At 55.2% G+C, this 23,672-nt stretch carries 20 protein-coding genes; 9 read left to right on the plus strand and 11 right to left on the minus strand.

The window, feature by feature from the left end; translation table 11 throughout:
• Window positions 1-54 precede the first annotated feature (54 nt).
• The 8 genes from ACR3EJ_RS22600 to ACR3EJ_RS22635 all read right to left on the minus strand — a co-directional run bounded on the left by ACR3EJ_RS22600 (window position 55) and on the right by ACR3EJ_RS22635 (window position 7,244).
• Complete coding sequence (locus ACR3EJ_RS22600) at window positions 55-1,119, minus strand: aldolase/citrate lyase family protein (RefSeq protein WP_170543973.1); 1,065 nt, start codon at window positions 1,117-1,119, stop codon at window positions 55-57.
• A gap of 13 nt (window positions 1,120-1,132) precedes the next feature.
• Window positions 1,133-1,933: a 2-oxo-hept-4-ene-1,7-dioate hydratase gene (gene hpaH / locus ACR3EJ_RS22605; protein ID WP_170543975.1), complete on the minus strand. Its 801-nt coding sequence runs from the start codon at window positions 1,931-1,933 to the stop codon at window positions 1,133-1,135.
• Window positions 1,930-2,784, minus strand: coding sequence for a fumarylacetoacetate hydrolase family protein (locus tag ACR3EJ_RS22610; RefSeq protein WP_170543977.1), 855 nt, complete (start codon window positions 2,782-2,784; stop codon window positions 1,930-1,932). The genes hpaH and ACR3EJ_RS22610 overlap by 4 nt, the downstream gene beginning before the upstream one ends.
• Before the next feature lie 91 nt (window positions 2,785-2,875).
• The gene (hpaD, locus tag ACR3EJ_RS22615) at window positions 2,876-3,727 is read right to left on the minus strand and encodes a 3,4-dihydroxyphenylacetate 2,3-dioxygenase (RefSeq protein WP_170543979.1); all 852 of its coding nucleotides are present in this window, start codon (window positions 3,725-3,727) and stop codon (window positions 2,876-2,878) included.
• A 42-nt stretch (window positions 3,728-3,769) separates the two neighbouring features.
• A complete protein-coding gene (hpaE, locus tag ACR3EJ_RS22620; RefSeq protein WP_170543981.1) occupies window positions 3,770-5,281 on the minus strand; it encodes a 5-carboxymethyl-2-hydroxymuconate semialdehyde dehydrogenase in 1,512 nt (503 codons plus the stop codon).
• A 3-nt stretch (window positions 5,282-5,284) separates the two neighbouring features.
• Window positions 5,285-5,683 (minus strand): 5-carboxymethyl-2-hydroxymuconate isomerase, encoded by a 399-nt coding sequence (locus ACR3EJ_RS22625; RefSeq protein WP_170543983.1) that lies wholly within the window; start codon window positions 5,681-5,683, stop codon window positions 5,285-5,287.
• Between the two features lie 146 nt (window positions 5,684-5,829).
• Window positions 5,830-6,543, minus strand: coding sequence for an aspartate/glutamate racemase family protein (locus ACR3EJ_RS22630; RefSeq protein WP_170543985.1), 714 nt, complete (start codon window positions 6,541-6,543; stop codon window positions 5,830-5,832).
• Window positions 6,540-7,244 (minus strand): GntR family transcriptional regulator, encoded by a 705-nt coding sequence (locus ACR3EJ_RS22635; RefSeq protein WP_170543987.1) that lies wholly within the window; start codon window positions 7,242-7,244, stop codon window positions 6,540-6,542. Before ACR3EJ_RS22635 ends, ACR3EJ_RS22630 begins: the two co-directional genes overlap by 4 nt.
• A gap of 103 nt (window positions 7,245-7,347) precedes the next feature.
• Between ACR3EJ_RS22635 and ACR3EJ_RS22640 the strand changes: the two genes are divergently transcribed.
• Window positions 7,348-9,042 (plus strand): thiamine pyrophosphate-binding protein, encoded by a 1,695-nt coding sequence (locus ACR3EJ_RS22640; protein ID WP_170543989.1) that lies wholly within the window; start codon window positions 7,348-7,350, stop codon window positions 9,040-9,042.
• On the opposite strand, the gene ACR3EJ_RS22645 is transcribed toward ACR3EJ_RS22640, so the two are convergent.
• Window positions 9,003-9,923: a LysR family transcriptional regulator gene (locus ACR3EJ_RS22645; protein ID WP_170543991.1), complete on the minus strand. Its 921-nt coding sequence runs from the start codon at window positions 9,921-9,923 to the stop codon at window positions 9,003-9,005. The genes ACR3EJ_RS22640 and ACR3EJ_RS22645 overlap by 40 nt on opposite strands.
• Before the next feature lie 97 nt (window positions 9,924-10,020).
• On the opposite strand from ACR3EJ_RS22645, the gene ACR3EJ_RS22650 reads away from it, so the two are divergent.
• The 6 genes from ACR3EJ_RS22650 to ACR3EJ_RS22675 all read left to right on the plus strand — a co-directional run bounded on the left by ACR3EJ_RS22650 (window position 10,021) and on the right by ACR3EJ_RS22675 (window position 16,287).
• A complete protein-coding gene (locus tag ACR3EJ_RS22650; protein ID WP_170543993.1) occupies window positions 10,021-11,154 on the plus strand; it encodes an enolase C-terminal domain-like protein in 1,134 nt (377 codons plus the stop codon).
• A complete protein-coding gene (locus tag ACR3EJ_RS22655; RefSeq protein ID WP_170543995.1) occupies window positions 11,151-12,401 on the plus strand; it encodes an NAD(P)/FAD-dependent oxidoreductase in 1,251 nt (416 codons plus the stop codon). The genes ACR3EJ_RS22650 and ACR3EJ_RS22655 overlap by 4 nt, the downstream gene beginning before the upstream one ends.
• A gap of 52 nt (window positions 12,402-12,453) precedes the next feature.
• A complete protein-coding gene (locus tag ACR3EJ_RS22660) occupies window positions 12,454-13,428 on the plus strand; it encodes a TRAP transporter substrate-binding protein (protein WP_170543997.1) in 975 nt (324 codons plus the stop codon).
• A gap of 68 nt (window positions 13,429-13,496) precedes the next feature.
• Window positions 13,497-14,030: a TRAP transporter small permease gene (locus tag ACR3EJ_RS22665; RefSeq protein ID WP_170406962.1), complete on the plus strand. Its 534-nt coding sequence runs from the start codon at window positions 13,497-13,499 to the stop codon at window positions 14,028-14,030.
• Between the two features lie 4 nt (window positions 14,031-14,034).
• Window positions 14,035-15,348, plus strand: a complete 1,314-nt coding sequence (locus ACR3EJ_RS22670; RefSeq protein WP_010441588.1) for a TRAP transporter large permease — start codon at window positions 14,035-14,037, stop codon at window positions 15,346-15,348.
• A 78-nt stretch (window positions 15,349-15,426) separates the two neighbouring features.
• A complete protein-coding gene (locus tag ACR3EJ_RS22675) occupies window positions 15,427-16,287 on the plus strand; it encodes a hypothetical protein (protein WP_480423585.1) in 861 nt (286 codons plus the stop codon).
• A gap of 610 nt (window positions 16,288-16,897) precedes the next feature.
• Here the strand turns inward: ACR3EJ_RS22675 and ACR3EJ_RS22680 are convergent.
• Window positions 16,898-18,220 carry a UDP-glucose dehydrogenase family protein gene (locus ACR3EJ_RS22680; RefSeq protein WP_170475271.1) on the minus strand — a complete coding sequence of 441 codons (1,323 nt, stop codon included), beginning with the start codon at window positions 18,218-18,220 and terminating at the stop codon, window positions 16,898-16,900.
• A 355-nt stretch (window positions 18,221-18,575) separates the two neighbouring features.
• On the minus strand, window positions 18,576-19,457 hold the full coding sequence (locus tag ACR3EJ_RS22685; protein ID WP_170544001.1) for a LysR substrate-binding domain-containing protein: 882 nt from the start codon (window positions 19,455-19,457) through the stop codon (window positions 18,576-18,578).
• A gap of 189 nt (window positions 19,458-19,646) precedes the next feature.
• Between ACR3EJ_RS22685 and ACR3EJ_RS22690 the strand changes: the two genes are divergently transcribed.
• Window positions 19,647-22,100, plus strand: a complete 2,454-nt coding sequence (locus tag ACR3EJ_RS22690; RefSeq protein WP_170544003.1) for a GcvT family protein — start codon at window positions 19,647-19,649, stop codon at window positions 22,098-22,100.
• Between the two features lie 15 nt (window positions 22,101-22,115).
• Window positions 22,116-23,636, plus strand: a complete 1,521-nt coding sequence (locus tag ACR3EJ_RS22695) for a trimethylamine methyltransferase family protein (protein ID WP_170544005.1) — start codon at window positions 22,116-22,118, stop codon at window positions 23,634-23,636.
• Window positions 23,637-23,672: the final 36 nt, after the last annotated feature.

Genomic DNA, 23,672 nt, shown 5'->3' on the forward strand with positions numbered 1-23,672 from the left:
CGACCAGAAGTGGGCCAGTTGTTGACTCGTCGCTGTCAAATCTGCGTGAACGGATCAGGAAGAACTCTGATCCCAGATCGGCGTGCAGTCTTCGCGGAAGGCGAAGCGTAAGAGGTGTTGTTCAATAATCTGTTTCCAATGCTCCAGATCACCGCGCGCGCCCGTTGTAGCGACAATCGACAGATAGTCTTGGGTCGCCGACATCTCGACAGATTTGCCATCCGAAAAGTTGATCCGGCCGTGCGTCTCGTTGAATTCAACCTCGGCCTTGTGCGACCAGTGCTTGCAGAGTTGTTGCAGATATTTGCTGCTGTTGGCCGAGGTCATCCGTCCCGATGCTGTCTGGTCAGGAAGCAGGCTCAACGCTTGTTGCGCGCTCGTGCGAATAGCACTAGCAAACCGGGTTACATCAATGTCGGTGGCTACAAAGGTTGCACCCAGATCAAGACATTGGCGTTGCATCTCGGGGTCCGTGGTCAGAATACCTGCCGCCTTGCCAGCGGCCACTGTGCGTTTTATGGCATCAAGCACGGCGGCCTTGACCTCTGGGTGTCCTGCCTGGCCGATATGGCCCATATCAGCAGCCAGATCTGCTGGTCCAATAAAGACCCCGTCAACCTCGGTCTCCAGTATTCCGTCAAGTGCCGCCATGCCGGCACGGTTTTCAACCTGAACGATCAGACATATCTGGTCATCTGCAGTGGTGAGATAGTCGTCGATTGCGGCGAACATCGACGCCCTAGCTAAAGACGAACCGACACCGCGTGACCCAATAGGCGGATACCGAACCGCCCGAACCAGTTCTTCTGCCTGATCCTTAGTTTCAACCATTGGTACAAGGAGACTTTGAATACCCGCATCCAGATATTGCTTGATCAACCATGTTTCGCCGATCGGCAAGCGGGCGAGTGGTATGCTGTCGGAGGCTTCAATCACGCGCACCTGTTCCAGTATCGAGCGCAGATCATTCGGGGCATGTTCGCCATCTACTAGCAGCCAATCAAATCCGGCGGTTGCCGAGATTTCGGCGGCGTATGGACTTGCCAAGCCAATCCAGCAGCCCATTTGGGGGAGTTTTTCTTTTAGCGCGATCTTAAAGCGGTTTGTTGGGGCAGGCATGGCGAACTCTCTTTTAAGCGAAGCGAATGTCAACGGACCCAAACGCGCCGAAATCAGCATGGATTTCGGTCCCGGAAGGGCATTCGACCGGTCGGATAAAACTACCGGACAGGATAATCTGGCCGGGCTCAATGCTTTGGCCATATGTGGCCATGCGGCGCGCCAGCCAAACAACGCTTTCGATTGGGTCGTTCAGCACACCCGCTCCCAGTCCGGTTTCTTCGATTTCACCGTTGCGGAATGTCAGAGCTCCGACCCATCGCAGATCAGCAGCATCGATCTTATGACGCACGGCACCCAACACAATGCCAGCGTTGGCCGCATTGTCACTGATGGTATCGAACACGGTTCGGGTCTTGCCGGTTTCAGGGTCTACACGCTGGATCCGTGTATCGAGAATTTCGATGGCAGGTGCGACATAGTCAGTGGCTGCAATCACATCTTCTCGGCTCACGTTTTCTCCACCCAACGGAGATTTGGTGACAAAGGCGATCTCAGCTTCGATGCGGGGCTGAATGAATCGGTCGGCAGGCACGGTTGCGCCATTGTCAAAGATCATGTCGTCAAACAGGATACCGCTGTCAGGGATATCGATGTTTAGCGCGGATTGCATCGCTTTCGAGGTCAGGCCGATCTTCCAACCAACCACGCTGCGACCCTCGGCCAACTTGGCGCGATAGATTGCGTTTTGTACCTCATAAGCATCATCCATCCCCATCTCAGGATGACGCAAAGACAGAAGGCCGATCTGATTGCCGCTGCGTTCGGCTTCAAGCAAGTCTGCAGCGGCTTTTGCGTGCTCGGCGGGTGTCATACAATTTCGTCCTCGATGCCATTGCGCAAAGTCCCAATGCCTTCGACTTCGATTTCGACCACGTCACCGGGCTTGAGGTATTTAGGCGGATCAAACCGTGCACCCGCGCCTGTGGGCGTGCCGGTAACGATTATATCCCCAGGCTGCAGGGTCATGAAGGTCGAGATATATTCGATCTCGCGTCGGATCGGAAACATCATGCGGTTCAGCGTATCGTCCTGACGTACCTCTCCGTTGACGCGGGTGACGATACGGGCGTCATCCAGCTGAGAGGCGTTGGTAAATGGCACCAGCCACGGCCCGATGGACCCAGAACGATCCCAGTTCTTGCCTTGCGTGACGTTAAATTTCGCGTGCCGGACCCAATCGCGGATCGTGCCTTCGTTGCACAGTGTCAGCGCTGCAATATGGTCATAGGCCTGATCCTGAGGGATACGTCGCCCCGTTTTGCCGATGACAATCGCAACCTCGCCTTCGTAGTCCAATGTGTGGTTTTCGGGAGGACGAACGAGGTTTTGTTCATGGCCCGTAAATCCACTGGCGAAACGTGGAAACAGCGACATGTATTTCGGTTGCGCGCTGCCATCTTTGTACTCGGCATTCCGATCAGGGAAATTTACTCCAACGCACAGGATGCGCCTCGCATTGGGCATGACCATTTCATACGTGAACTCGGTGTGTGTCACAGGTTTGCCTTTGGCAACCGCCCCTAGCTGGTCCAATGCACCTGCAGCTATAACATCATACAGAGATGGCCAGTGGGGAAAATCCGGCGAAAGAGCGATCATGCCCTCATCGGCAACCGCCCCGTAGAATAGCTCTTCATTGGCTGTGTAAGTTGCATAGCGCATTGATTTGTATCCTCGTTAGCGGGGTCCGGTCTTATGCTGAAATTCAACTGTTAGCCGCCACACTCAGGTTCTGATTGAGCAATTCGAGGGCTCAAACAGGGAAGATGACATTGGTCTGTCCGGTGCCCGAGCTGGGGAAGTACTCAGTCACGACCTCGCACTTCTTGTCATAGGCATCCCATCCCAGTGCGCCATAAAGCATCGCCGTGTCGTGCATCGAACCTTCACCACAGCAGAAATTGGCATAGTCACCCAGCATTTTGAGGAATGTGGCGTGGTCGCCGTTCTTCCACATTTCAAGAACGTGCAAGTCCATCTGGCGGTTGAATTCCGAGCTGATGGTAAATGTGCCGTTATTGGCAGCGTAATCCTTGTTGGCCCAGATCTTGTGCGACAGGGAACCGGACGCGACCAGCAGCACCTTCTCATCGCTGGCCTCGACCGCCTCGCGAATGGCTTCACCGATGATCCGACTTTCGTCGTGATCGTGAACCGTGGCCCAAGCAGCGACGGAGACGACCTTCATGTCATGCTCGCGGCTCATGAACCGCATCGGGACCAAAGTGCCATATTCCAGTTCAAGACTGTCCAGATGATGTGCAAGAGTATAGGCGCCCTTATCCGATGCGATTTTGGCAATCGCGTCCCCCATTTTCGGGTTGCCCCGATACGAGTAAGGCAGGTTCTGAATGAACTGAGGGAATTCGTTTGAGGTGAACAGCCCCTCGAACTTCTCGTTCGCATTGATGTGGAACCCGGCATTGATAACCCAGTGGGTGTCACAAATAACCACTGTGGTTGCACCCAGCTCTTTCGCGCGACGTGCGATTTCGCGGTGACCGTCAATGGCTGGCTGACGTTTGCCTTTTATCGGCCCTTCCTGCTCGGACATAAGCAGCGTGGGTACGTGGGTCATCTTTGCAGCAAGAACGATTTCGCCCATGATCTCCTCCTGAATTTTTAGTCTTTCGAGCGGGTTGGCCTACTATAGCTTACCCAATTGCATGATTTTGTGTTGCCCTGTGGCAAAACCGATATGCTTTTGTTCCATATAGAACTCAAAGCTCCAATCGCCGCCATCGCGACCTATGCCGGATGCCTTTACCCCGCCAAACGGTGTGGGTAGGTGTCGAACATTCTCCGAGTTTACCCAAATCATCCCAGCCTCGAGCTTGTCGGTAAAGCGTAGGGCACGGGTCAGATCGTTGGTCCAGACATAGCCGGTCAGGCCATAGTCTGTGTCGTTCGCCATAGTCAGCGCCTCGTCCTCGGTCGAGAAGGGGATTGAGGTCAGAACGGGCCCAAATATTTCCTCGCGCGCAATCCGCATCTGGTTATTGGCGTTAGTGAACAGGGTGGGGCGGATAAAATAGCCTTCGTCGCCGACTTTCTCGCCACCTGCAGCGATCGTAGCACCGTCCACCTTGGCGATGTCAAAGTAGCTGGTGACTTTGTTGTAGTGTTCTTCGGTTACAATCGGGCCAATCTCGGTTGCTGGGTCCAGCGGATGCCCGACCTTGATGTTGTTGACACGTTCAATCAAGCGGGCTTCGAAATCCTCTTTGATCGTATCTTGCACCAGCAAACGCGACGACGAAGTACAGCGCTCACCGTTGATCGAATAAATCATGAAGATTACCGCATCCAGCGCACGATCCAGATCGGCGTCATCAAACACTATCACCGGATTTTTTCCGCCTAGTTCAAGATGCATCCGCTTCAATGTATCTGCCCCTTGCTTGGTGATAATGCTTCCGGTGCGGCTTTCACCTACAAAAGCAATTGCTTTGATCGCAGGATGCTCAGTCAGACGTTTGCCTGCATCATGACCAAAACCGTTTACGGTGTTCAGAACACCTGGTGGAAGCCCGGCCTCTTCTGCAATCTCTACCAGCAGTCTTGCGGTTAGCGGGCTATCTTCGGCCGGTTTGTGAACCACGGTACAGCCCGCAGCCAACGCAGGAGCGATCTTCCATGTGCTCAGCATGAACGGCGTGTTCCATGGCGTGATCACACCCACAGGACCAATCGGTACGCGGGTGGTAACATTCATCAAGGTTGGTGATTTCAACTGCTGACCATCGCGGGCCTGCACCACCTGATCAGCAAAATAGCGAAAGTTCTCGGCCCCGCGCAAAGCTGCCTTGGACATGAACCGCCATGTCTGTCCCGTGTCCCAGCATTCGCATAGGGCAATCTCTTCGGCGCGCGTCTCGATTGCGTCAGCAATGTTGATCAGAATTTTCTTTCGTTCTGTTGCGGGCATGTCCCGCCACGCTGGAAATGCGTCCTTTGCGGCTTGGACCGCCGCATCTACATCAGCCTCAGTGCTGCGGGCCACATCACAGATGGTGCTTTTATCAACTGGTGTCGTGGATTGAAACACACCACCAGAGCCATCGTGGTCTTTCCCATTGATCCGGTTTCTGATTCCAGTTTCCTTGAAACGGGTCAGATAGCCAACCAGTTTTTCGATATTGCTGTCCAGTGCGCTCATGTATCAGGTCTCCTGACGGGCCGCGCCCATATGGTCGCGGATCGTGCCGGTTTTTGGGGAAAGCTCAGGGTCTATGTCACGCATTTCCAGCGACAATGCGATTGAATGGCGGGCCATAGCCGGGGCCAGATAAGTATTGGCTGCCTCAAAGATGCGCCGAGTGGCATCTTGTTTCACATCTTCACTGCGACCTGCGCGCAGGCGGATCGAGATATCGATAAACCCGTGGGCCGGGTTTCCATCGGCGATGGCATAGTGATCGACCCGCACCGCGCGAATGCGAATTCCGGGCGTTGGGAAGGTATCAATATCCGCCGCTGCCGCGCGGAGGCATTCGCACAGACCGCTCATGTCCACGATATTTTCGAGGTTTCCCGAGTAGTCGACGTGAAGATGCGGCATAGCCCCTCTCTCTGCGTTTATTTGATAAACATGTTAAGTAATGTGCCCGCTGAGGTCAAGCGCTTTCCTTAACATATTAACCGTAGGGAAGGTGATATGGGCTTCCTAAGTTAAGTGTGTAGGGGCAGTTCCTGTGTTCTGGGACTTTACAGGTACTCAGGCGGAGTTAGTCCGGCATGAAACCAGTTTATGAAAGACACGATGGAAAATACGGGCAGGCCTGTCGCTTTTTGAATATCCGGCGCGTAGGGACACATATTGGTGCATTCCAACACGATGGCGCCAAGGTCGGGATTGTCGGACTGAAGGGCAAGCGCCGCTTTGACATTGTCGGTGCGGGCTTTGTCCACATCCAATGTCAGTTTGTTTTCAAGGATCGCCGAGGTAAATTCGATACCTCCTTCGGTTGTGCCGATTGGTGTGCCCTCGGGAACACGAGCTTTTCTTAGGTGTTCTTTGCTCAGCGTCGATGCGGAAATGGTCAGTACTCCGGCATGTTTTCCCGCAGGCAAAACGCGATTGACCATCTCAACCTGCATCAAAGAGGAGGTTGCTACAGGGACAGATACCGCGTCGGCCAGTTCTTCCTGAAACAGCGAGAGAAAGCCGCAATTGGTGGTGATCCCGTCCACCCCATCTTTGACAAGGTCTCTTGCGGCGTCGATGAACGCGTCCAGCAGCCCTTCTGCCCGTTGCCGGACCACAAGATCAGGTGAAGCGTTGCGAACAATGCGATACAACACCGGGAACGACCATGTCTGCGCATTCCCCATATCGCCGGGAACCCGCGGAAACTGGGCGTCCAGCATGAGAATCCCGACGGATGCACCATAGATAGATTTGCCGCCCTTCGCGATCATGACTGCGCCTCCTGAATGATGCGGGTCGAGATATCTTTGGACCCTTCCATGTAGATACTGGATATCCCATGGCGCACCGCATCCTGCACCTGATCCATCCGCTTGTTGATGTGGGTGCCCAAAACCCGTGCAGCTTCATCGGCATCTCGGTCCATCAGTGCCTGCATGACACGTTTATGCTCGTCTTTCGATCGCTGAACCCGGTCAAGGCTCATGGAAATCCAGCGAATATAGCGAATGCGCTCGTTGATCCGTGTCAGCGTCTGCAGCAACTCTTTGTTTCCGGATAGTTTGGCTATTCCTAGATGGAATGCCTCGTCCCGGGTCACCGCTTCTTCGACCGTCAATCCGGTGATATCGATACCGGTTGCATACAGCTCATCATGGAGCGCCTGCAATTGTTCTAAAGAGGCTTTAGTACACGCCGCTCGGACTGCGGCGGTTTCGATGATTTGGCGCAACTCGAACAAGTCAAAAATGCTTTGGGCATCCAGAGCGCGGCAAAAAAAACCCTGTCCTGGGCGAAAGTCGAACAATCTCTCTGCGACCAACCGGTTCAAAGCCTCACGCAATGGGGTCCGGCTGACGCCCAATTCTTTCGATAGTGCGACTTCGTTCAATCGATCGCCGGGACGCAGGCGGAATGAGACCGCCATCGCCTTCACCTGATCGTAGATGTCATCAACGCGTGGACCCGCCATAAGCATTTCTCCTTGATCTACAGGTGCCACACGCCGTTCTTGAAATCAATATACAAAACTGTATACAGTACTGTGTGCAGGAAGAATCGAAAGGGCATCTACCATGACGGGAACGAATTATCTGACCGGAGCCGAAGCAATGGTTCGTATGCTGGAAGCGCATGGTGTGAAGCACATGTTTGGCTTGTGTGGTGATACAACCCTGCCGTTCTATGACGCGCTGGCCCACATGGATCATGGTATTCAGCACATTCTGACCCGGGACGAGCGTCATGCAGCCTATATGGCAGATGGTTACGCACGGGTGACTGGTAAGCCAGGTGTATGCGAAGGCCCTTCTGGGGGTGGGGCGACCTACATTCTACCCGGTGTGGTCGAGGCCAATGAAAGCTCGGTCCCTATATTGGCAATTACCTCAGATGTGGCAACGACCAGTCGGGGGAAGTATCCGCTCACCGAATTGGACCAGCCCGCGTTGTTCAAACCGCTGGCTAAGTGGAACGCATCACTGGATGATGCCACGCGACTGCCAGCCATGGTGCGTGCTGCTTTTCGAGCGATGACAACTGGAACTCCCGGGGCCACACATCTTGCTCTGCCCTTTGACACTCAGAAAGCGCCGGTCGATGAGGCCGAAATCTGGGCGGATGCCCGGCATCGCAGTTATCCAGCCGAGCGCGCAGGGCCTGATCCGGACGCGATCGAGGCGGCTGCAGAAATACTCGCGGAATCGAAATCCGCAGTGGCGGTCTGCGGGGGAGGACCTGTTTTGTCCGGAGCAACAGACGCCCTGCGCCGTGTCGCGGCGCTGTTGGATATGCCCGTTGCCACGACAGTATCCGGGCAGGGTTCCATCGCCGAAACAGATACTCTTGCCTTGGGTGTCGTCGGGTCGAATGGCGGGGTACCTGCCACCCGTGCAGTGGTGGACGCAGCCGATGTCGTTCTTTTCATCGGCTGTCGTGCAGGATCAGTTACGACTGAACGCTGGAGAAGCCCCGCGCGCAATGCCACTATCATTCATATCGACAGTGATCCGATGGTGATCGGGGCCAATTATCCGACCGAGGTTGCAATTTGTGCCGACGCCCGATTGGCACTTGAGGCTTTGGCCGAAGCGCTGGAAGAACGGAGTGATCTGCCAAAGCTTGGTGGTGCTGCCAAAGCCAGCGCCGCATGGGCGGCCAAGATGGCGGCCTTCGGCCCGCTCGCTGCTAGCCACGAAACACCGATCCGTCCCGAAGCGGTTATGGCCTCGCTGATGGATATTTTGGATGACGATGCGATTGTGGTCGCTGATCCAGGCACGCCATGTCCTTATTTCAGTGCACATTACCGCTGGCGGAAACCCGGGCGGCATTTCATTACCAATCGGGCCCATGGGGCGCTGGGGTATTCTTTGGGTGCCGCTATGGGCGCACATGTCGGGCGGCCTTCGGTCAAGACGTTATCCGTAATGGGGGACGGCTCTTTTGGATTTACCTGTGGTGAGTTCGAAACCATGGTGCGGCACAACATGCCGATCACATCGATCGTGTTCTCGAATTCAGTCTTTGGCTGGATCAAAGCGGGACAGAACGCGGGGTTTGGCCAGCGCTACTACAACGTCGATTTCAACCGCACCGACCACGCCGCCGTCGCAAGTGCCTTCGGTGTGAAATCCTGGACAGTCAAAGACCCTGAGGATCTACCGAAAGTTCTGAAACAGGCGATTGAGCATGATGGACCCACACTGGTCGACATCCATTCGCAACAGCTTCACGAGGCCGCTGCGCCGGTTTCGGAGTGGGTAGCGTAAGAGGCAATTGAAGGGGTCAGTTGGGCCAGAAAATCCTGAGCAATCGTTGAAAGAGGGCGTCCTTTGGCGGTGATGATTGCCAGATCCAGCATCACGGCGGGTCGGAAAGGGCGGGTTTGATACCCGCGCTCGCCATCAAAAGTAACGGTAAAGGGGTCGATCATCGCAACCCCCATACCTTGCTTAACGAAGCTCAGCAGATTTTCGGACAGATGGGTGTGGATCTGAGTCCGCCAGGTGCGCCCCGCGGATTGGAAGATGTCCCTGGTCCGCCTGTGTGTTTGATGTTCAGGACCCATCACGATGAACGGTTCGTTTTCGAGTATCTCGGGTGTGAGCACATCATGGGCAGCCAATGGGCTTCCTTCTGGGAAGGTTGCCAGCGTTTCAAACTGAAAGACTTGGTAGTTTAGCGTGTCATGCAGAATGGGCATCTCGACAATGCCGATCTCAAACAAGCCAGAGATTACCCACTCTTGAATCTTCGAGGAATATTGCGATTGAAAACTTACCGATAGGTTCGGGCGGCTTTTGGCGAAGCGAGCAATCTCACGCGGCATGAAGCCGAAGGATAAAAGATGTGGTGCGGCGATCTGCAATTGGCCGGGGTGCTTGTTCTGCAGATCCGTGACGGCCTGCGCCACGTGGTCCAGGCCTCGAACAACGGTATCAACCTCGCGATACAGCAATTCAGCTTCTGGCGTAGGCAGAAGGCGCCCTTTGTTACGCTCAAATAGAGGTAGCCGCGCTTCTCGTTCGAGTTGGGCCAAAAGGTTACTGATACCCGGCTGTGAAATTCCAAGCACCGAAGCCGCGCCTGTCACGGTTCCGGTCTCCATTATTGCATGAAAGGCTTGAAGCTGACGAAAACGCAGGGACATGTTTTACAGTATCATTTTTTCTGATGATCTCTAGATAATATAGTATTTGAAATGATAGCTCGGTCAAGGCAGGCTCTCGCCATAGGCTGGGGGCGCAATGGGCAATCTGTCACAGAAAATCATTGGCTATGATCTTTGGCACCTTGAGTTGCCGGTTACCTCGCGCCGAGATCACGGTATTGGGTCCGTTGAAGGCGTCTGCGAAGTCGTTGTTCTGCGTCTCAAGTCCGAAGACGGCAACGAAGGGTTTGGTGAAGCGTCCCCTTGGTCCGTTTTCACAGGCACCCCCGAAGCCACCTACGCAGCCCTGGATCGTTATCTGCGCCCACTCGTGGTCGGACAGGTGGTCGCTAATCGGTCAGCGATCATGGCGCGGGCGGCTTATGCGGTCGCACATTGCACCGAAGCGAAGGCCGCATTGGAGACTGCGTTGCTTGATCTTGCAGGCAGGATCAGCGGAGTTCCGGTTTGGTCCCTTCTGGGTGGGCGGTGTCGTGAGACCATCCCGCTCAGTTGCTCTATCGCGAATCCAGATTTTGTGCAGGATATTGACCTCTTGGCTCGGTTGCAGGCGGATGGCGTTCGCCTTGTGAAGCTCAAAACCGGGTTTAAGGATCACGCCTTTGATATCATGCGACTAGAGTATCTCGCTCAGAATTATCCGGAGCTTTCGGTTCGAGTGGACTATAATCAGGGGCTCAATATTGAGGACGCTCCCGCTCAGGTACGTGATGTTGCGCAATTCGCTCCGGATTTCATCGAGCAACCCGTCCGGGCCCACCATTTCGGTATGATGGGCAAGCTACGACAAATGATCGACGTACCGCTGCTGGCCGATGAGAGTGTCTTTGGCCCTGAAGATATGGAACGTGCCGCGCGCGAGGGCATTTGTGATGGGGTATCTGTGAAAATCATGAAATCCGGTGGTCTGACCCGGGGGCAGTCTGTGGCCCGTGTTGCTGCAGCACACGGTCTGACAGCCTATGGCGGCGATATGTTCGAGGCTGGACTGGCACATCTGGCAGGAACGCACATGATTGCGGCAACTCCTGAGATCACGTTGGGCTGCGAGTTCTACCAAGCTTCCTATTTCCTGAAAGAAGACATTCTGGAAAGCCCCTTCCAAGTCAGCGGCGGCCAGGTGGTCGTCCCTGACGCTCCTGGTCTCGGCAATAGGCCAGATATAGCCAAACTTGACCATTATGCAGTGGCAAAGGCGGTGGCGGCGTGAGCGAGAAGAAGACCATAGCGATCATCGGTGCCGGGATCGTCGGCGTGTCTGCTGCGGTATGGCTGCAGAGGGAAGGACATAAGGTAATCCTGATCGACAAGGCGGGACCGGGGGAGGGGACCTCCCACGGCAATGGGGGCGTGCTGGCGTCCTGCTCGATTGTGCCAGTGACTGTTCCGGGGCTTCTCAGAAAAGCGCCCAAAATGCTGCTCAGCCCGTCGCAGCCATTGTTTTTGAAATGGGGGTACCTGCCAAAGCTGGTCCCTTGGATGACCCGCTATCTGAGTCATGCGAATGCATCAGATGTGGAACGCATCGCTGCAGCTCTGACACCAATTGTTGGCGACAGCCTGAACGACCATAAAGCGCTGGCCGAGGGCACTGGCGCTGAAAAGTGGATCGTGCCATCCGACTACCTGTTCCTCTACAAAGACCGGACGCATTACAAGGAAGACGCATTTGGGTGGGACATTCGTCGTCGGAACGGTTTCATATGGGACGAGTTGGAAGGCCCAGCCTTCCATGCCTATGACCCGGTCTATAGTGAAGACATCGGTTTTGCTGCGAAGCTCTCGGACCACGGCCACATCACTGACCCGGGTCGCTATGTCAAAGATCTGGCGGCGTATGTGGAAGCAAATGGAGGCACGATCCTTCGTGCCGCAGTCGATGATGTGGTTCAGGAGAATGGAAAGGTAACCGGCGTTCGTACGGGCGGGGAAACCATCGCGTGCGACACTGCGATCGTAACCGCAGGCGTTTGGTCAGGACCTTTAGCCAAGCGTCTGGGCATTTCTGTTCCCCTTGAGAGCGAACGCGGCTATCATCTTGAATTGGTGGAGCCTTCTGCCATGCCGCGCAGTCCGGTCATGGTGGTTTCTGGCAAATTTGTTGCCACACCGATGGATGGCCGCATTCGTTTGGCTGGCATTGTGGAGTTTGGCGGACTTGATGCGCCACCCTCGCGCGCGCCGTTTGAACTGATGCGCAAGAATGCCCGGATGGCCTTTCCGGGTTTGACATGGAAGGAGGAAGTGGAATGGATGGGGCACCGCCCAGCACCAACTGACTCGATCCCAATTATTGGTGAGGCTCCGGGGATCAGCGATGCGTATATGGGCTTTGGGCACCATCACATAGGCCTGACAGGCGGGCCGAAAACGGGGCGACTTCTGGCCCAGATGATTGCGGGCAGAACCCCGAACACAGACATGAGCGTCTATGCACCCTCGCGTTTCGCAATATAGAAATGACTGGCGAAGAACGCCGGCGCGTCAAAACTTAACAGGGAGAAACATGATGAAAAAACTGACAAGCCTTCTGGCGGCAACCGCTCTGACAGCTGCCGCAGCCGCACCTGCAATGGCCGAGAAATGGGATATGCCGATGGCCTATTCGGCATCAAACTTCCACTCGGCCACGGGCGCGGAGTTTGCCAAATGCGTCACCACCGGCACAGGTGGCGAGATTGAGATTGTCACGCACCCTTCTGGCTCGCTGTTTAAAGGTGCCGACATCAAGCGTGCGATCCAGACCGGGCAAGCCCCAATTGGTGAGCGTCTGCTGTCTGGTCACCAGAACGAAAACGCGCTGTTTGGCTTTGACTCGATCCCGTTCCTGGCAACGTCATTTGATGACAGCGCCAAGCTTTGGGACGCTGCTAAACCTTCGATTGAAAAGCTGCTGGCCGAGCAGAACCTGACCCTGCTTTATGCCGTGCCATGGCCACCGCAAGGTCTGTACTTCAAGAACGAAGTGAACTCGGTTGCGGATATGGAAGGGATCAAGTTCCGGTCCTACAACAATGCCACTTCGCGGCTGGCCGAGTTGACCGGGATGCTGCCCGTCACCATCGAGGCGGCTGAGATCAGCCAGGCCTTTGCCACCGGTGTGGCGGATTCCATGGTGTCGTCCGGCTCAACTGGATATGACCGCAAGGTCTGGGAAAGCCTGAACTACTTTTATGAGGTGGATGCCTGGCTGCCGCGCAACTATGTGATGGTCAACTCAGAGGTGTGGTCTGGTGTTTCGGACGCCAATAAGAATGTGATCAAAGGCTGTGCGGAACTGGCCGAGTATGCCGGTAACTGGCGCGCCAAGGAATATACCGGCTTTACGCTTCAGGGTCTGCGCGATGGCGGTATGACCGTTGGTCCTGCGTCCGAGCAGATGACGAATGAGCTGAAAGAAATCGGCGTCACCATGACGAACGAGTGGCTTGAGGCCGCTGGTGACGAAGGCAAAGCCATCGTCGACGCGTTCAACTCTCAGTAACCACTCCAATGCGGGCGGCGGTCCAACCTGCCGCCAGCTCCCAATCTACAAAACACAGCGGGGACAGCATGGCGGCAATGCGAGGGCTCAGGTCCGTACTGGATTTCATCTATCTGGCAGCAGGGGTTCTGGCGGCGCTCAGCCTGATTGCCATTCTGGTGTTGATTGTGGTGCAAATGCTGGCCCGTTGGACCGGCGAAGTTTTTCCCGGCGCTCCGGATTATGCAGGATACGCGATGGCTGCTGCGTCGTTTCTGGCCTTCGCCAACGCCCTGAACCGGGGCAGCCATATTCGGGTTTCCATCCTCTTGAATGCGGTTCCCGATGGCTTTCGCAGAATTCTCGAAATCTGGTGCTTTGCCATCGGCTCTGCCGTCATGTGGTACTTCTGCTGGTACGCCTATCGATTTGTGTACTGGAGTTGGAAGTTCAACGACATAAGCCAGGGGCAGGACAAAACCGCCCTTTGGATACCTCAATCAACCATGCTGATCGGAGCCGTCATTCTCGCCATCGCGCTCACCGATCACTTGTTCCACGTCCTGTTCAAGGGTGATCACCGCATCACCCGTGATCTGGCCGATCAGAGCCACGGAGAGTAAGAGCATGGAGAATATATCCGTCATTATCCTCTTCCTCTTTGTCCTCTTCACCTTGTTGGGCACCGGTGTCTGGGTCGGTCTGGCCCTTATGGGCGTCGCATGGGTCGGGATGGAACTATTCACAACACGCCCTGTGGGCGATGTGATGATCACGACTATCTGGTCAGCGTCGTCATCCTGGACGCTGACCGCCTTGCCGATGTTCATCTGGATGGGCGAAATCCTCTACCGCACGCGATTATCTGAAGACATGTTCAAAGGGCTCTCACCGTGGATGGCACCTTTGCCTGGCGGGTTAGTGCATACGAATATCGTAGGCTGTACTGTGTTTGCTGCGGTCTCGGGGTCTTCTGCGGCCACGCTGACTACGGTTGGCAAGATGTCGATCCCGGAACTGCGAAAGCGCAACTACCCCGAACGCATGGTCATCGGTACACTAACCGGAGCGGCAACGCTTGGGCTAATGATCCCGCCGTCGCTGACGTTGATCGTCTATGGGGTGACAATCAATGAATCGATTACCAAGCTGTTCTTTGCGGGTATTCTGCCTGGCCTTGTGCTGGCTGCGATGTTTATGGGCTACGTCGCCATCTATTCCAAAGTTGGCAAAGACTGGAACCCCAACGACGAGGGCAAGTTGACCTTTTCCGAAAAGGTCAAGAACTCTCGTTTCCTATTACCGGTGATCTTGCTGATTATGGTCGTAATCGGGTCCATGTATCTGGGATATGCCACCGCGACCGAGGCGGCCGCATTTGGCGTGATCGGAGGTCTGTTGTTGGCCGCGGGGCAGGGGTCTCTGAATTGGAAGACCTTCACTGAAAGCCTGATGGGCGCGACCCGCACCAGCGCAATGATTGCCCTGATCCTTGCGGGCGCTGCATTCCTGTCTCTGTCGATGGGCTTTACCGGCCTACCGCGTGGGCTGGCGGACCTAATCGCGGGGTGGGAGTTGACACGGTTCGAACTGTTGATGGTCCTGCTGGTTTTCTATGTCATTTTGGGTTGTTTTCTCGATGGGATTTCTTCGGTCGTGCTGACCATGGCCGTTGTCGAACCGATGATCCGTGACGCCGGAATTGATCTCATCTGGTTTGGGATTTTCATCGTGGTCGTCGTCGAGATGGCGCAGATCACACCGCCCATCGGGTTCAACCTGTTCGTGATGCAAGGGATGACCAACCACGAGATGAGCTATATCGCGCGTGCTGCAATACCAATGTTCCTGATCATGGTGCTCATGGTTTTTGTTCTGATCTGGTTCCCTGAACTGGCCACCTGGTTGCCTGAAAACCTGCGCCAAAGTCCGGGCGGGTAGAACGCCTTGAACCCGCTTCACCTCGCGGCACGTCACGGCCCATATGTCTTGGTGTCGGGGCTTGTCGCAGGTCTTTTGTTGCCGGGGCTGGCCGAACCAATGCGGCCGTTCTTGCCACCCTTGGTCATGGTGTTGCTTTTTCTAACGCTGCTGCGGATGAAACCAGGTGCCATTTTGGGTTCGCTGGTTGATCTGAAGCAGGTTGCCGTAACAATCGTTTCCTTTCAGCTGGCCATGCCGCTGTTGGTGGCGGGGGTAGGTATTGTTGGTGGCTGGACTGATACTCCGGTCTTTCTGTCGTTGCTAATCATGGCAGCGGCTCCATCAATTTCGGGCAGTCCCAATATGTGCCTGATGATGAGATATCCCGCAGAATACGCGATGCGGCTGGTCTTGGCGGGGACTGCTCTGCTGCCAATTACCGCCTTACCAATTTTTTGGCTGATGCCTGAATTGGGTGATATGCAAGCTGTGCTGATGACCACCCTTCGTTTGTTTCTTACCATCGTGGTCGCTATCCTCTCTGCCGTTGTGTTGCGGAGGACGGTTCTTCGCGAGCCGTCAAACGCCACGCTTCTGAATATGGAAGGCGCGGCAACGATCACGCTTGCCGTATTTGTGGTCGGCCTGATGCCATCATTGAGTGCGGTGGCCATAGTTAACCCAGGTGTGGCGATATTTTGGATTGTGTTTGCTTGTGTTATAAATTTTGGCGCTCAGGTGGTCTCGTTCCGATTGACGCGCGCTAGTCTCCCTCCCGCAAAGGCAACAGCGGTTTCCTTGATAGCTGGAAACCGGAACATTGCTATCTTCTTCGTCGCGCTACCCCCCGAACTGACTTTGCCTATCATGGTATTTATCGGCGCCTATCAGATCCCGATGTATCTTACGCCGCTGATCATGGGTCGGTTGTATCGGCAGGCAGATTCAGTGGCTTGACTTTCTAAGTTACGGATGCGGTCAGCAAACTCGTCAGAATGCTTATTCAACAATCAAAGAAACGAATGTCTAATTCTAACTAAGAAATGTTGCCCGTATAGCGACCAGATTTCAACGCATGCCTGATGCGCGCGGTACTTGGAGTGTAGAAGCAAATCGGAAATTTAAGTCGGACAATTTAGGAGCCGATTATTAGGGGTTGTTGCTGGCTTGATCGTTGGACCAAACGATGCGTTCGTGATTTTTCTGACAGCCCGTTTAGATGGATGGCTGCGCTGCTGACCCGACCTGGTGGATTAGCCCTGAATAACCCAGCTTTCAACAAACTTGAATGGCCTCCAATTGAGCCAGGTGGATTTCATAAAATCCTCTTTTGTGCCGATGCTCATCGCTCTGATTTCGTAGGCTGGCTCTCTGGGGAATGGCTCTGTGACCTCAGGCGGCCATTGCAACGGGCTTTCCGTTCGCGATTGTTCTGGCGCTGACTTGCGTGTCGATCTTTATCGGCCTGACGAATAAACGACGCCGTCGCTAGGGTGTAATAAAAATTTGCCCGGCTAAATGCCGGGCAATTTTCATTGTTAGGTATAAAATTACATCTCGTGGCTGGTCACATCTGTGTGTGATCGCCAACTCCGACGCCGACATAGGTCTCAAACCCTGAGCCTAACACCAACGCGGAAGAGTAGATGTTGCGCAGATCAACCATGCGGGCCGATTTCATAGTTTCTGCCAGGTCATTCAGATTCAAGGCACGGAATTCGTTCCACTCTGTCAGCAAAACAACAACATCAGCTTCTGCGGCCGCAGCATAAGGATCATCCAACCATTCGACACCCGGCAGCAGCGCCTCGCCTTCGGCACGACCTTGCGGATCAACCACGCGCACACGGGCACCGCCACCAATTAGGGCCGGAACGATCGTCAGAGACGGTGCATCGCGCATGTCGTCAGTGTTGGGTTTGAAGGTCACACCCAGCACCGCAACCGTTTTGCCGTTGAAGTTGTCGTCGCAGGCTTCCCGGATCTTTTCGATCATCCGCTTCTTGACCTCGTCATTGACGCGGATGACGGTTTCGGTGATCTGCATTGGATGCGCGTGATCCTGCCCGATCCGTGCAAGTGCAGCGGTATCTTTCGGGAAACAAGAGCCACCATAGCCGGGCCCGGCGTGCAGGAATTTGTTGCCAATCCGTCCATCAAGACCGATGCCACGTGCGACCTCCTTAACATCGCCACCGGCACGTTCACACAGCCCCGCAATTTCGTTGATGAAGGTGATTTTTGTCGCCAGAAATGCGTTTGCGGCGTATTTGATCATCTCGGCACTTTCCAGATCGGTGGTCAGGATCGGGAAATCCCGCAGATAGAGTGGGCGATATATTTCCGCCATAACCTCTGCCGCGCGTTCGCTTTCGACGCCTACAACAACACGGTCAGGGCGCATAAAATCATCGATTGCTGCACCTTCGCGCAAGAATTCTGGGTTCGAAGCTACATCGAAACTCGCCTTGGGATTGGCAGCTGATACGACTGCATGAACCTTGCGATTGGTACCTACCGGGACAGTCGATTTGGTGACTACAACCGTATATTCAGTGATAGCTTGCGCGATCTCTTCGGCGGCAGCCATCACATAAGTCAGGTCAGCATGTCCATCGCCGCGTCGAGTTGGCGTGCCAACTGCGATGAACACAGCATCTGCTCCATCGACCGCTGATGTTAAGTCGGTGGTGAATGTCAGACGACCCGCAGCCACATTCTTGGCCATAAGTACATCGAGGCCTGGTTCATAAATCGGCACCTCACCGGCCTGAAGCATTTCGATCTTGCGCTCAGATTTATCGACGCAAACAACGTCGTGCCCGAAATCTGAAAAGCAAACTCCGGACACCAGGCCGACATATCCGGTACCAATCATAGCAATACGCATTAATCAAATTCCTTCTTTTTCCCCGCCAGCGGTGCGCTTCCGGTTGGAACCACACACTTAACCATTGCTCAGCGTATGGGCGCAGTACCGATATTGGTGTCCGGAACATTTCACCTGGATGCAACTCTTCGCGACGGAATATGCCCTTTAGGGGGGGATGTTCAAGTGAGTTTGTTTACTCTGACGGTCATGTCCAAACCATTGAATAAGAGCATTGGTTGTTTGTCCGGTGAAGAATGACCGATAAGTGACAATAGGGTTTTTGCTGCTGCCAATAAGGTTAGGGTGACCGACAACGATAGGTGATCGCTCAAAACAATCGGGGCATAAAGGTATCGCTCGGATCGCGGTGTTCTTAAATCGCCTCACCCAACCATTTGAATACGAGCTTTGCGCGGTCGGATGAGGTGTTGTGCAGTTTAACGTAAAAATCCAGTTGTGATGAAATGGTCTGCGGCAACAACTTAACGAGTTTGCCGGATGCGATTAGCTCCGAAGTCAAGCCCTCCCATCCCAAAACTGCCCCCATATCGTCCTGAGCGGCTTGAAGCGCAATCGTGTAATTGTTGACGCGGTGGGCGGAGTTCAAAGGGCCCTCATACCCCAGTTTTTGTGTCCACGCGCGCCAGTCAGTCCATCCGGTATCCGGGGCATCGAGATGAATGAGTGGAAGCCCCGCGATTTCGTCGACCCGCTCAATCGGGTTTTGTTCTGCAAACCGGGGGCTGCACAAGGCCATGATGTTGTCATGAAACAGAGTCTTGAAAATACCTGTTTCACGGCTGGAATCTCCGTAATGGATGCTCAAATCACACTTCGAAGAGTCGACGCCCAGATCTGTTACAACCTGTGTAACGGAAACATGTCCGTGTTGTTTCCAGAATTGGGCAAGGCGTGGCGTGAGCCAGAGTGAGCTTACCGCTGTTGTCGAGCGGATCGTCACTCCTTTTTTGTCGTATTGGCGCCGCAATTGCCCAAGGGCCTCGCTGATCCCTTCTAGGCTGCGTTGCAGTGAGACAAGTAGGTATGCCCCACTTTCAGTCAGTTCAACACCGCGATGATGGCGCACAAACAACCCGCATTGCAGTTCGTTCTCGAGCGCTTTGACCTGATGGCTGATCGCGGCCGGGGTGACATTGAGTTCTTCAGCCGCCGTCTTGAAGCTGACATGCCGGGCGGCTGCTTCGAAGCTGATCAGCGAACTAAGAGGTGGTAGATCGTAGGGACGGTTGGGCAAGATGTTTTGACCTGTGATGGATCTATTGCCTGATAAATTAAAGGAGATCGTCTGGCTATAGGCTTATTTCATCTAACTCAGAGTGAATCTTTTTGCAATTGTCGGCCAACGGTTCCCGATGAAAATGCTCCCCAACCGGTTTGCAATGCGATCCCTTGTTGGTCGTGCACAGTTTGAAGGAGTTGCGGAATGCAGTCACATGCAAAAGTCGTGGTTGTCGGAGGAGGTTGCGTAGGGGCGTCGATCCTTTACGGGCTGACAGAACATGGTTGCACAGATGCGGTCATGCTGGAACGTACAACACTAACCTCCGGCTCGACTTGGCATGCAGCGGGTCTGTTGGTGACCTTCGTGCGGTCGCACAATGTGTCGAAGATGACGATGGAAACCATCCGCATCTATACTGAGGTTGAAGAAAAGATGGGCAGCTCGGTCGGGTTGCGGAAGGTTGGTCAACTGCGGGTCGCCAATACTGAAAAGCGCTGGGACGAGTTCCAGTCTTATATCTCGATTGCCGAGGCGGCTGGCGTACCTTGCAAGCTACTGACCCCTGAAGAGATTGCCGAAGTCCATCCGTTGCTAAACCAGAGCCCGGACATTCGGGGTGGTATCCTGCACACCGAAGACGGGTACGTGAACCCGGCCGATATCACCATGGCGCTCGCCAAGCTGGCACGCGATGCAGGTGCCAAGGTTTACCAGAACACCGAGGCTCAGGCCTATGAAAAGCTGGACAACGGCCATTGGAAAGTGACCACCAGCCAGGGTGAAATAACCTGTGAACATCTGATCTTCGCCACTGGCAACTATGCCCGCGAAAACGCACGCCGTGTGGGGTTGGATCTGCCCTGTATTCCGATCGTTCACCAGTATTGGACCACCGAGACCGTACCGCTGCTGAAAGAGCGCCGGGCGGAGGGCCTGCCAGAATTCCCGATCCTGCGGGATGAAGATTACGGCGCTTATATGCGCGAAGATGTGGGCGGCATCCAGTTCGGGCCCTATGAATTCACCAAAGACCTCAAGCTATTTGCCGAAGACCGCGTGCCACCGGAATTTGGTGCTGATCTACTGCCCGAGGATTTCGACGCCGTGGAAACTCAGTGGGAACGCGCGATTGAAAGGGTGCCCACACTGGGCGAGGTTGGGATCAAAGCCAACACCCGCGGTCCATTTCAGATGACACCGGACGAGCTGCCTTTGGCCGGTCCGGCGCCGGGACATGAGAACCTCTGGCTGGCCGAAGGCATGCCCGGTGGCATTCTGTGGGGCGGGACGGTTGGCAACCGTCTGGCCAAGTGGATCGTCGATGGCGATCCGGGCATGGATATGTCGGAACTCGATCCGCGCAGGTTCTCGGATTATGCCTCCAAGCGCTGGACCATGGATAAGGTGCGCGAGACATGGGGCACCCATATGGATGCGCATGTGCCGGGCGAGGACTTCCCCGATGCGCGTCCTATGAAGACCGTCGGGTCATATGATCTGCTGACCGCACAAGGAGCAGTCTGGACCAGCTTCAATGGCTACGAATTCCCGCGCTGGTTCGCCAAATCACCCGAAGAAGCGATCCCCGAACACAGCTTCCGTCGCACCAATCATATGGAGCGGGTTCAGGAAGAGGTGCGAACTACACGTGAAGAAGCTGGTTTCATCGAAATGTCTCCGATGGCCAAATTCACCGTTCGCGGACCGGGGGCTGCACAGTGGTTAGACAGCATCATGGCCAACAAACTGCCAAAAGTGGGCCGCATGACCCTGTCGCTGATGCTGAACGACAAGGGCGGCATGGATGCGGAATACACCATCGTGCGCTATGCCGACGACGATTTCTACCTGATCTCAACACCGAACTGGCGGGCCTATAACTGGGACCAACTACAGCGCGCGCTGCCGCGCGACGGGTCTGTCGTGATCGAGGATATCTCAGAGCAGCTGGGCGTGATCGCACTAGCCGGGCCCAAGGCACGCGAAATCTTACAGCCGCTGACGGACAATGATCTGTCAAATGAAGCCTTCCCGTGGCTCTCGGCGCAGATGGGTGAGGTGGGCTATGCCAAAGGTGTGCACCTGCTGCGTGTCTCGTATACCGGAGAGCTTGGATGGGAACTGCATCACCCGGTTGGGTATAATCGCCACCTCGTTGATCTGCTGCTGAAGACCGGCGTGAAACCCTTCGGTCTTGAGGCGCTGGAATCGATGCGACTTGAGAAATCCTATCGCGCCATCAATCGCGAGATTTGCAAGGACCTGACACCCTATGAGGCCGATCTGGGCCGTTTCGTGGCGATGACAGAAAAGATCGGCGGGCAGGTGGCCGAACGTGACTTCATCGGCAAAGCCGCGCTGCAGAAGCAGCAGGCCGATGGCGGATACAACACGCTGGTCACACTGAAGCTGCCGTTCTGCGATACCTCGGTGATGTTCGACGAAGGCGTCTATGCCGATGGTAAGTTGATCGGGCGGGTCACCTCGGGCGGGTTCTCGTATTACTGCAACCACGACATTGCGATGGCACTGGTGCCACAGGACATGACGGCACCCGGCGCCAAAATGCAGGTGCTTATCCACAATGAAATGCGCGAGGCCGAAGTGATCGATACCTGCGCCGTTGATCCCACCAGCGCCCGCGCGCGCGCCTGATCCGGAGGAATTGAGATGGCAGAAGTCAAAGCACGCTCGGGCCGTGGCGGCGGACGTGCCGCGCGGGTCAAGGCTCGCACCAACCCGCCCCCCGTCTACCTGTCGACGCTCAACCGCAAGGTGGGACCAATTGATCTGCTTGGCCCCGAAGGCGTTGAGAAGATTCACAACGCCGCAATGACGATCCTTGAGACAACAGGCATTGAATTCCGTGACCCCGTCGCCTTAGCCGACTGGAAGAAGTACGGTGCGGATGTGCAGGGTGAACGGGTGCGTATCGGGCGCGAGATGCTGATGGACCTGATCTCGGCCGTTCCCCCAGAGTGGGGCTATGCTGCGCGCAACCCGGAACGCTCGCTTCGGGTGGGCAATCAGCATTCGGTCTTTGCCAACGCTTATGGTGCGCCGTTTGTCTACGGTCTGGATGGCGTGCGCCGCCCTTCGATGCTTGAGGATGCACATAATTTCTTCAAGCTCAGCCAAATGAGCCAGTCGATGATGGTGCCGGGTATTTTGCCGGTTGAGCCGCAGGATGTGCCCGTCCCGCAACGCCATCTAGAGTTGGTTCATGCCGCACTGACCTTGACGGACAAACCGATCAAAGGTTCGGTGCTGTCGGAACAGGCGGCACTGGATTCGGTTGAGATGACTCGCATCGTGTTTGGTGAGGAATTTGTCGACAACAATGTGGTAATGGCGGCCCTACTGAACTGCAACACACCGCTCGTCTGGGATGAGACCATGTTGCAAAGCTTGCGCGTCTATGCCGCTGCCAACCAGCCCTGCCTGCTGTCGCCCTTTGTCCTTGCCGGGGCAAGCACACCTGCCAGCCCGCAGGGAGGTGTCGCGCTGCTGATCGCCGAATCGCTGGCGGGAATGGCTTACAGCCAGATCATTCGGCGCGGAGCACCGATGGTATTGGGCGTCGCGATCATGGGCGTTTCGATGAAGACAGGCGCACCGATGATGGGGTCCCCGGAGCCCGGCTTGATGAACCTTTTGGTGGGTCAGATGGCGCGGTTCTACGGTGTGCCGTGGCGAACCTGCACCATGTGGACCGGATCGAAATCCCCGGATATGCAGGCGGCGTTCGACACCGCAAATACCATGTGGCCGGTGCTGCTGGGCGGTGCGAACTACATCGTCCACTCGGCGGGCTTTCTTGAGGGCGCGCTTGGGGTCAGCTATTCGAAATGGGTGCAGGACGCATTGCAGTTAGAGAACTTCCACCGTTTCTTCAGTGGCCTGCAAGAGGAAAATCTGGACGCTTTGCTGGGCGACATCGAAAACATCGGACCCGGCGGACATTTCCTAGGCACCGACCACACGCGTGAAAACCCCATGCACATGAACCACTTGCAAAACAATGACAGTTTTGAACAGTGGGAAGCTGAGGGCTCGAAAACCGCCGAAGTCGTTGGTACGGAAGAGGCGCAGCGTATGCTAAACACCTATGTGCGGCCGCCAATGCCGGATGATCAGCGCGGTGCGTTGGATGAGTTCGTCGCCAAAAAGCGGTTGGAATACAGCGCTTGATTAATCTGGAAAGCGGGCGCTAACGTGCCCGGTTCA

It is taken from the genome of Ruegeria sp. AB11 (assembly GCF_056536325.1).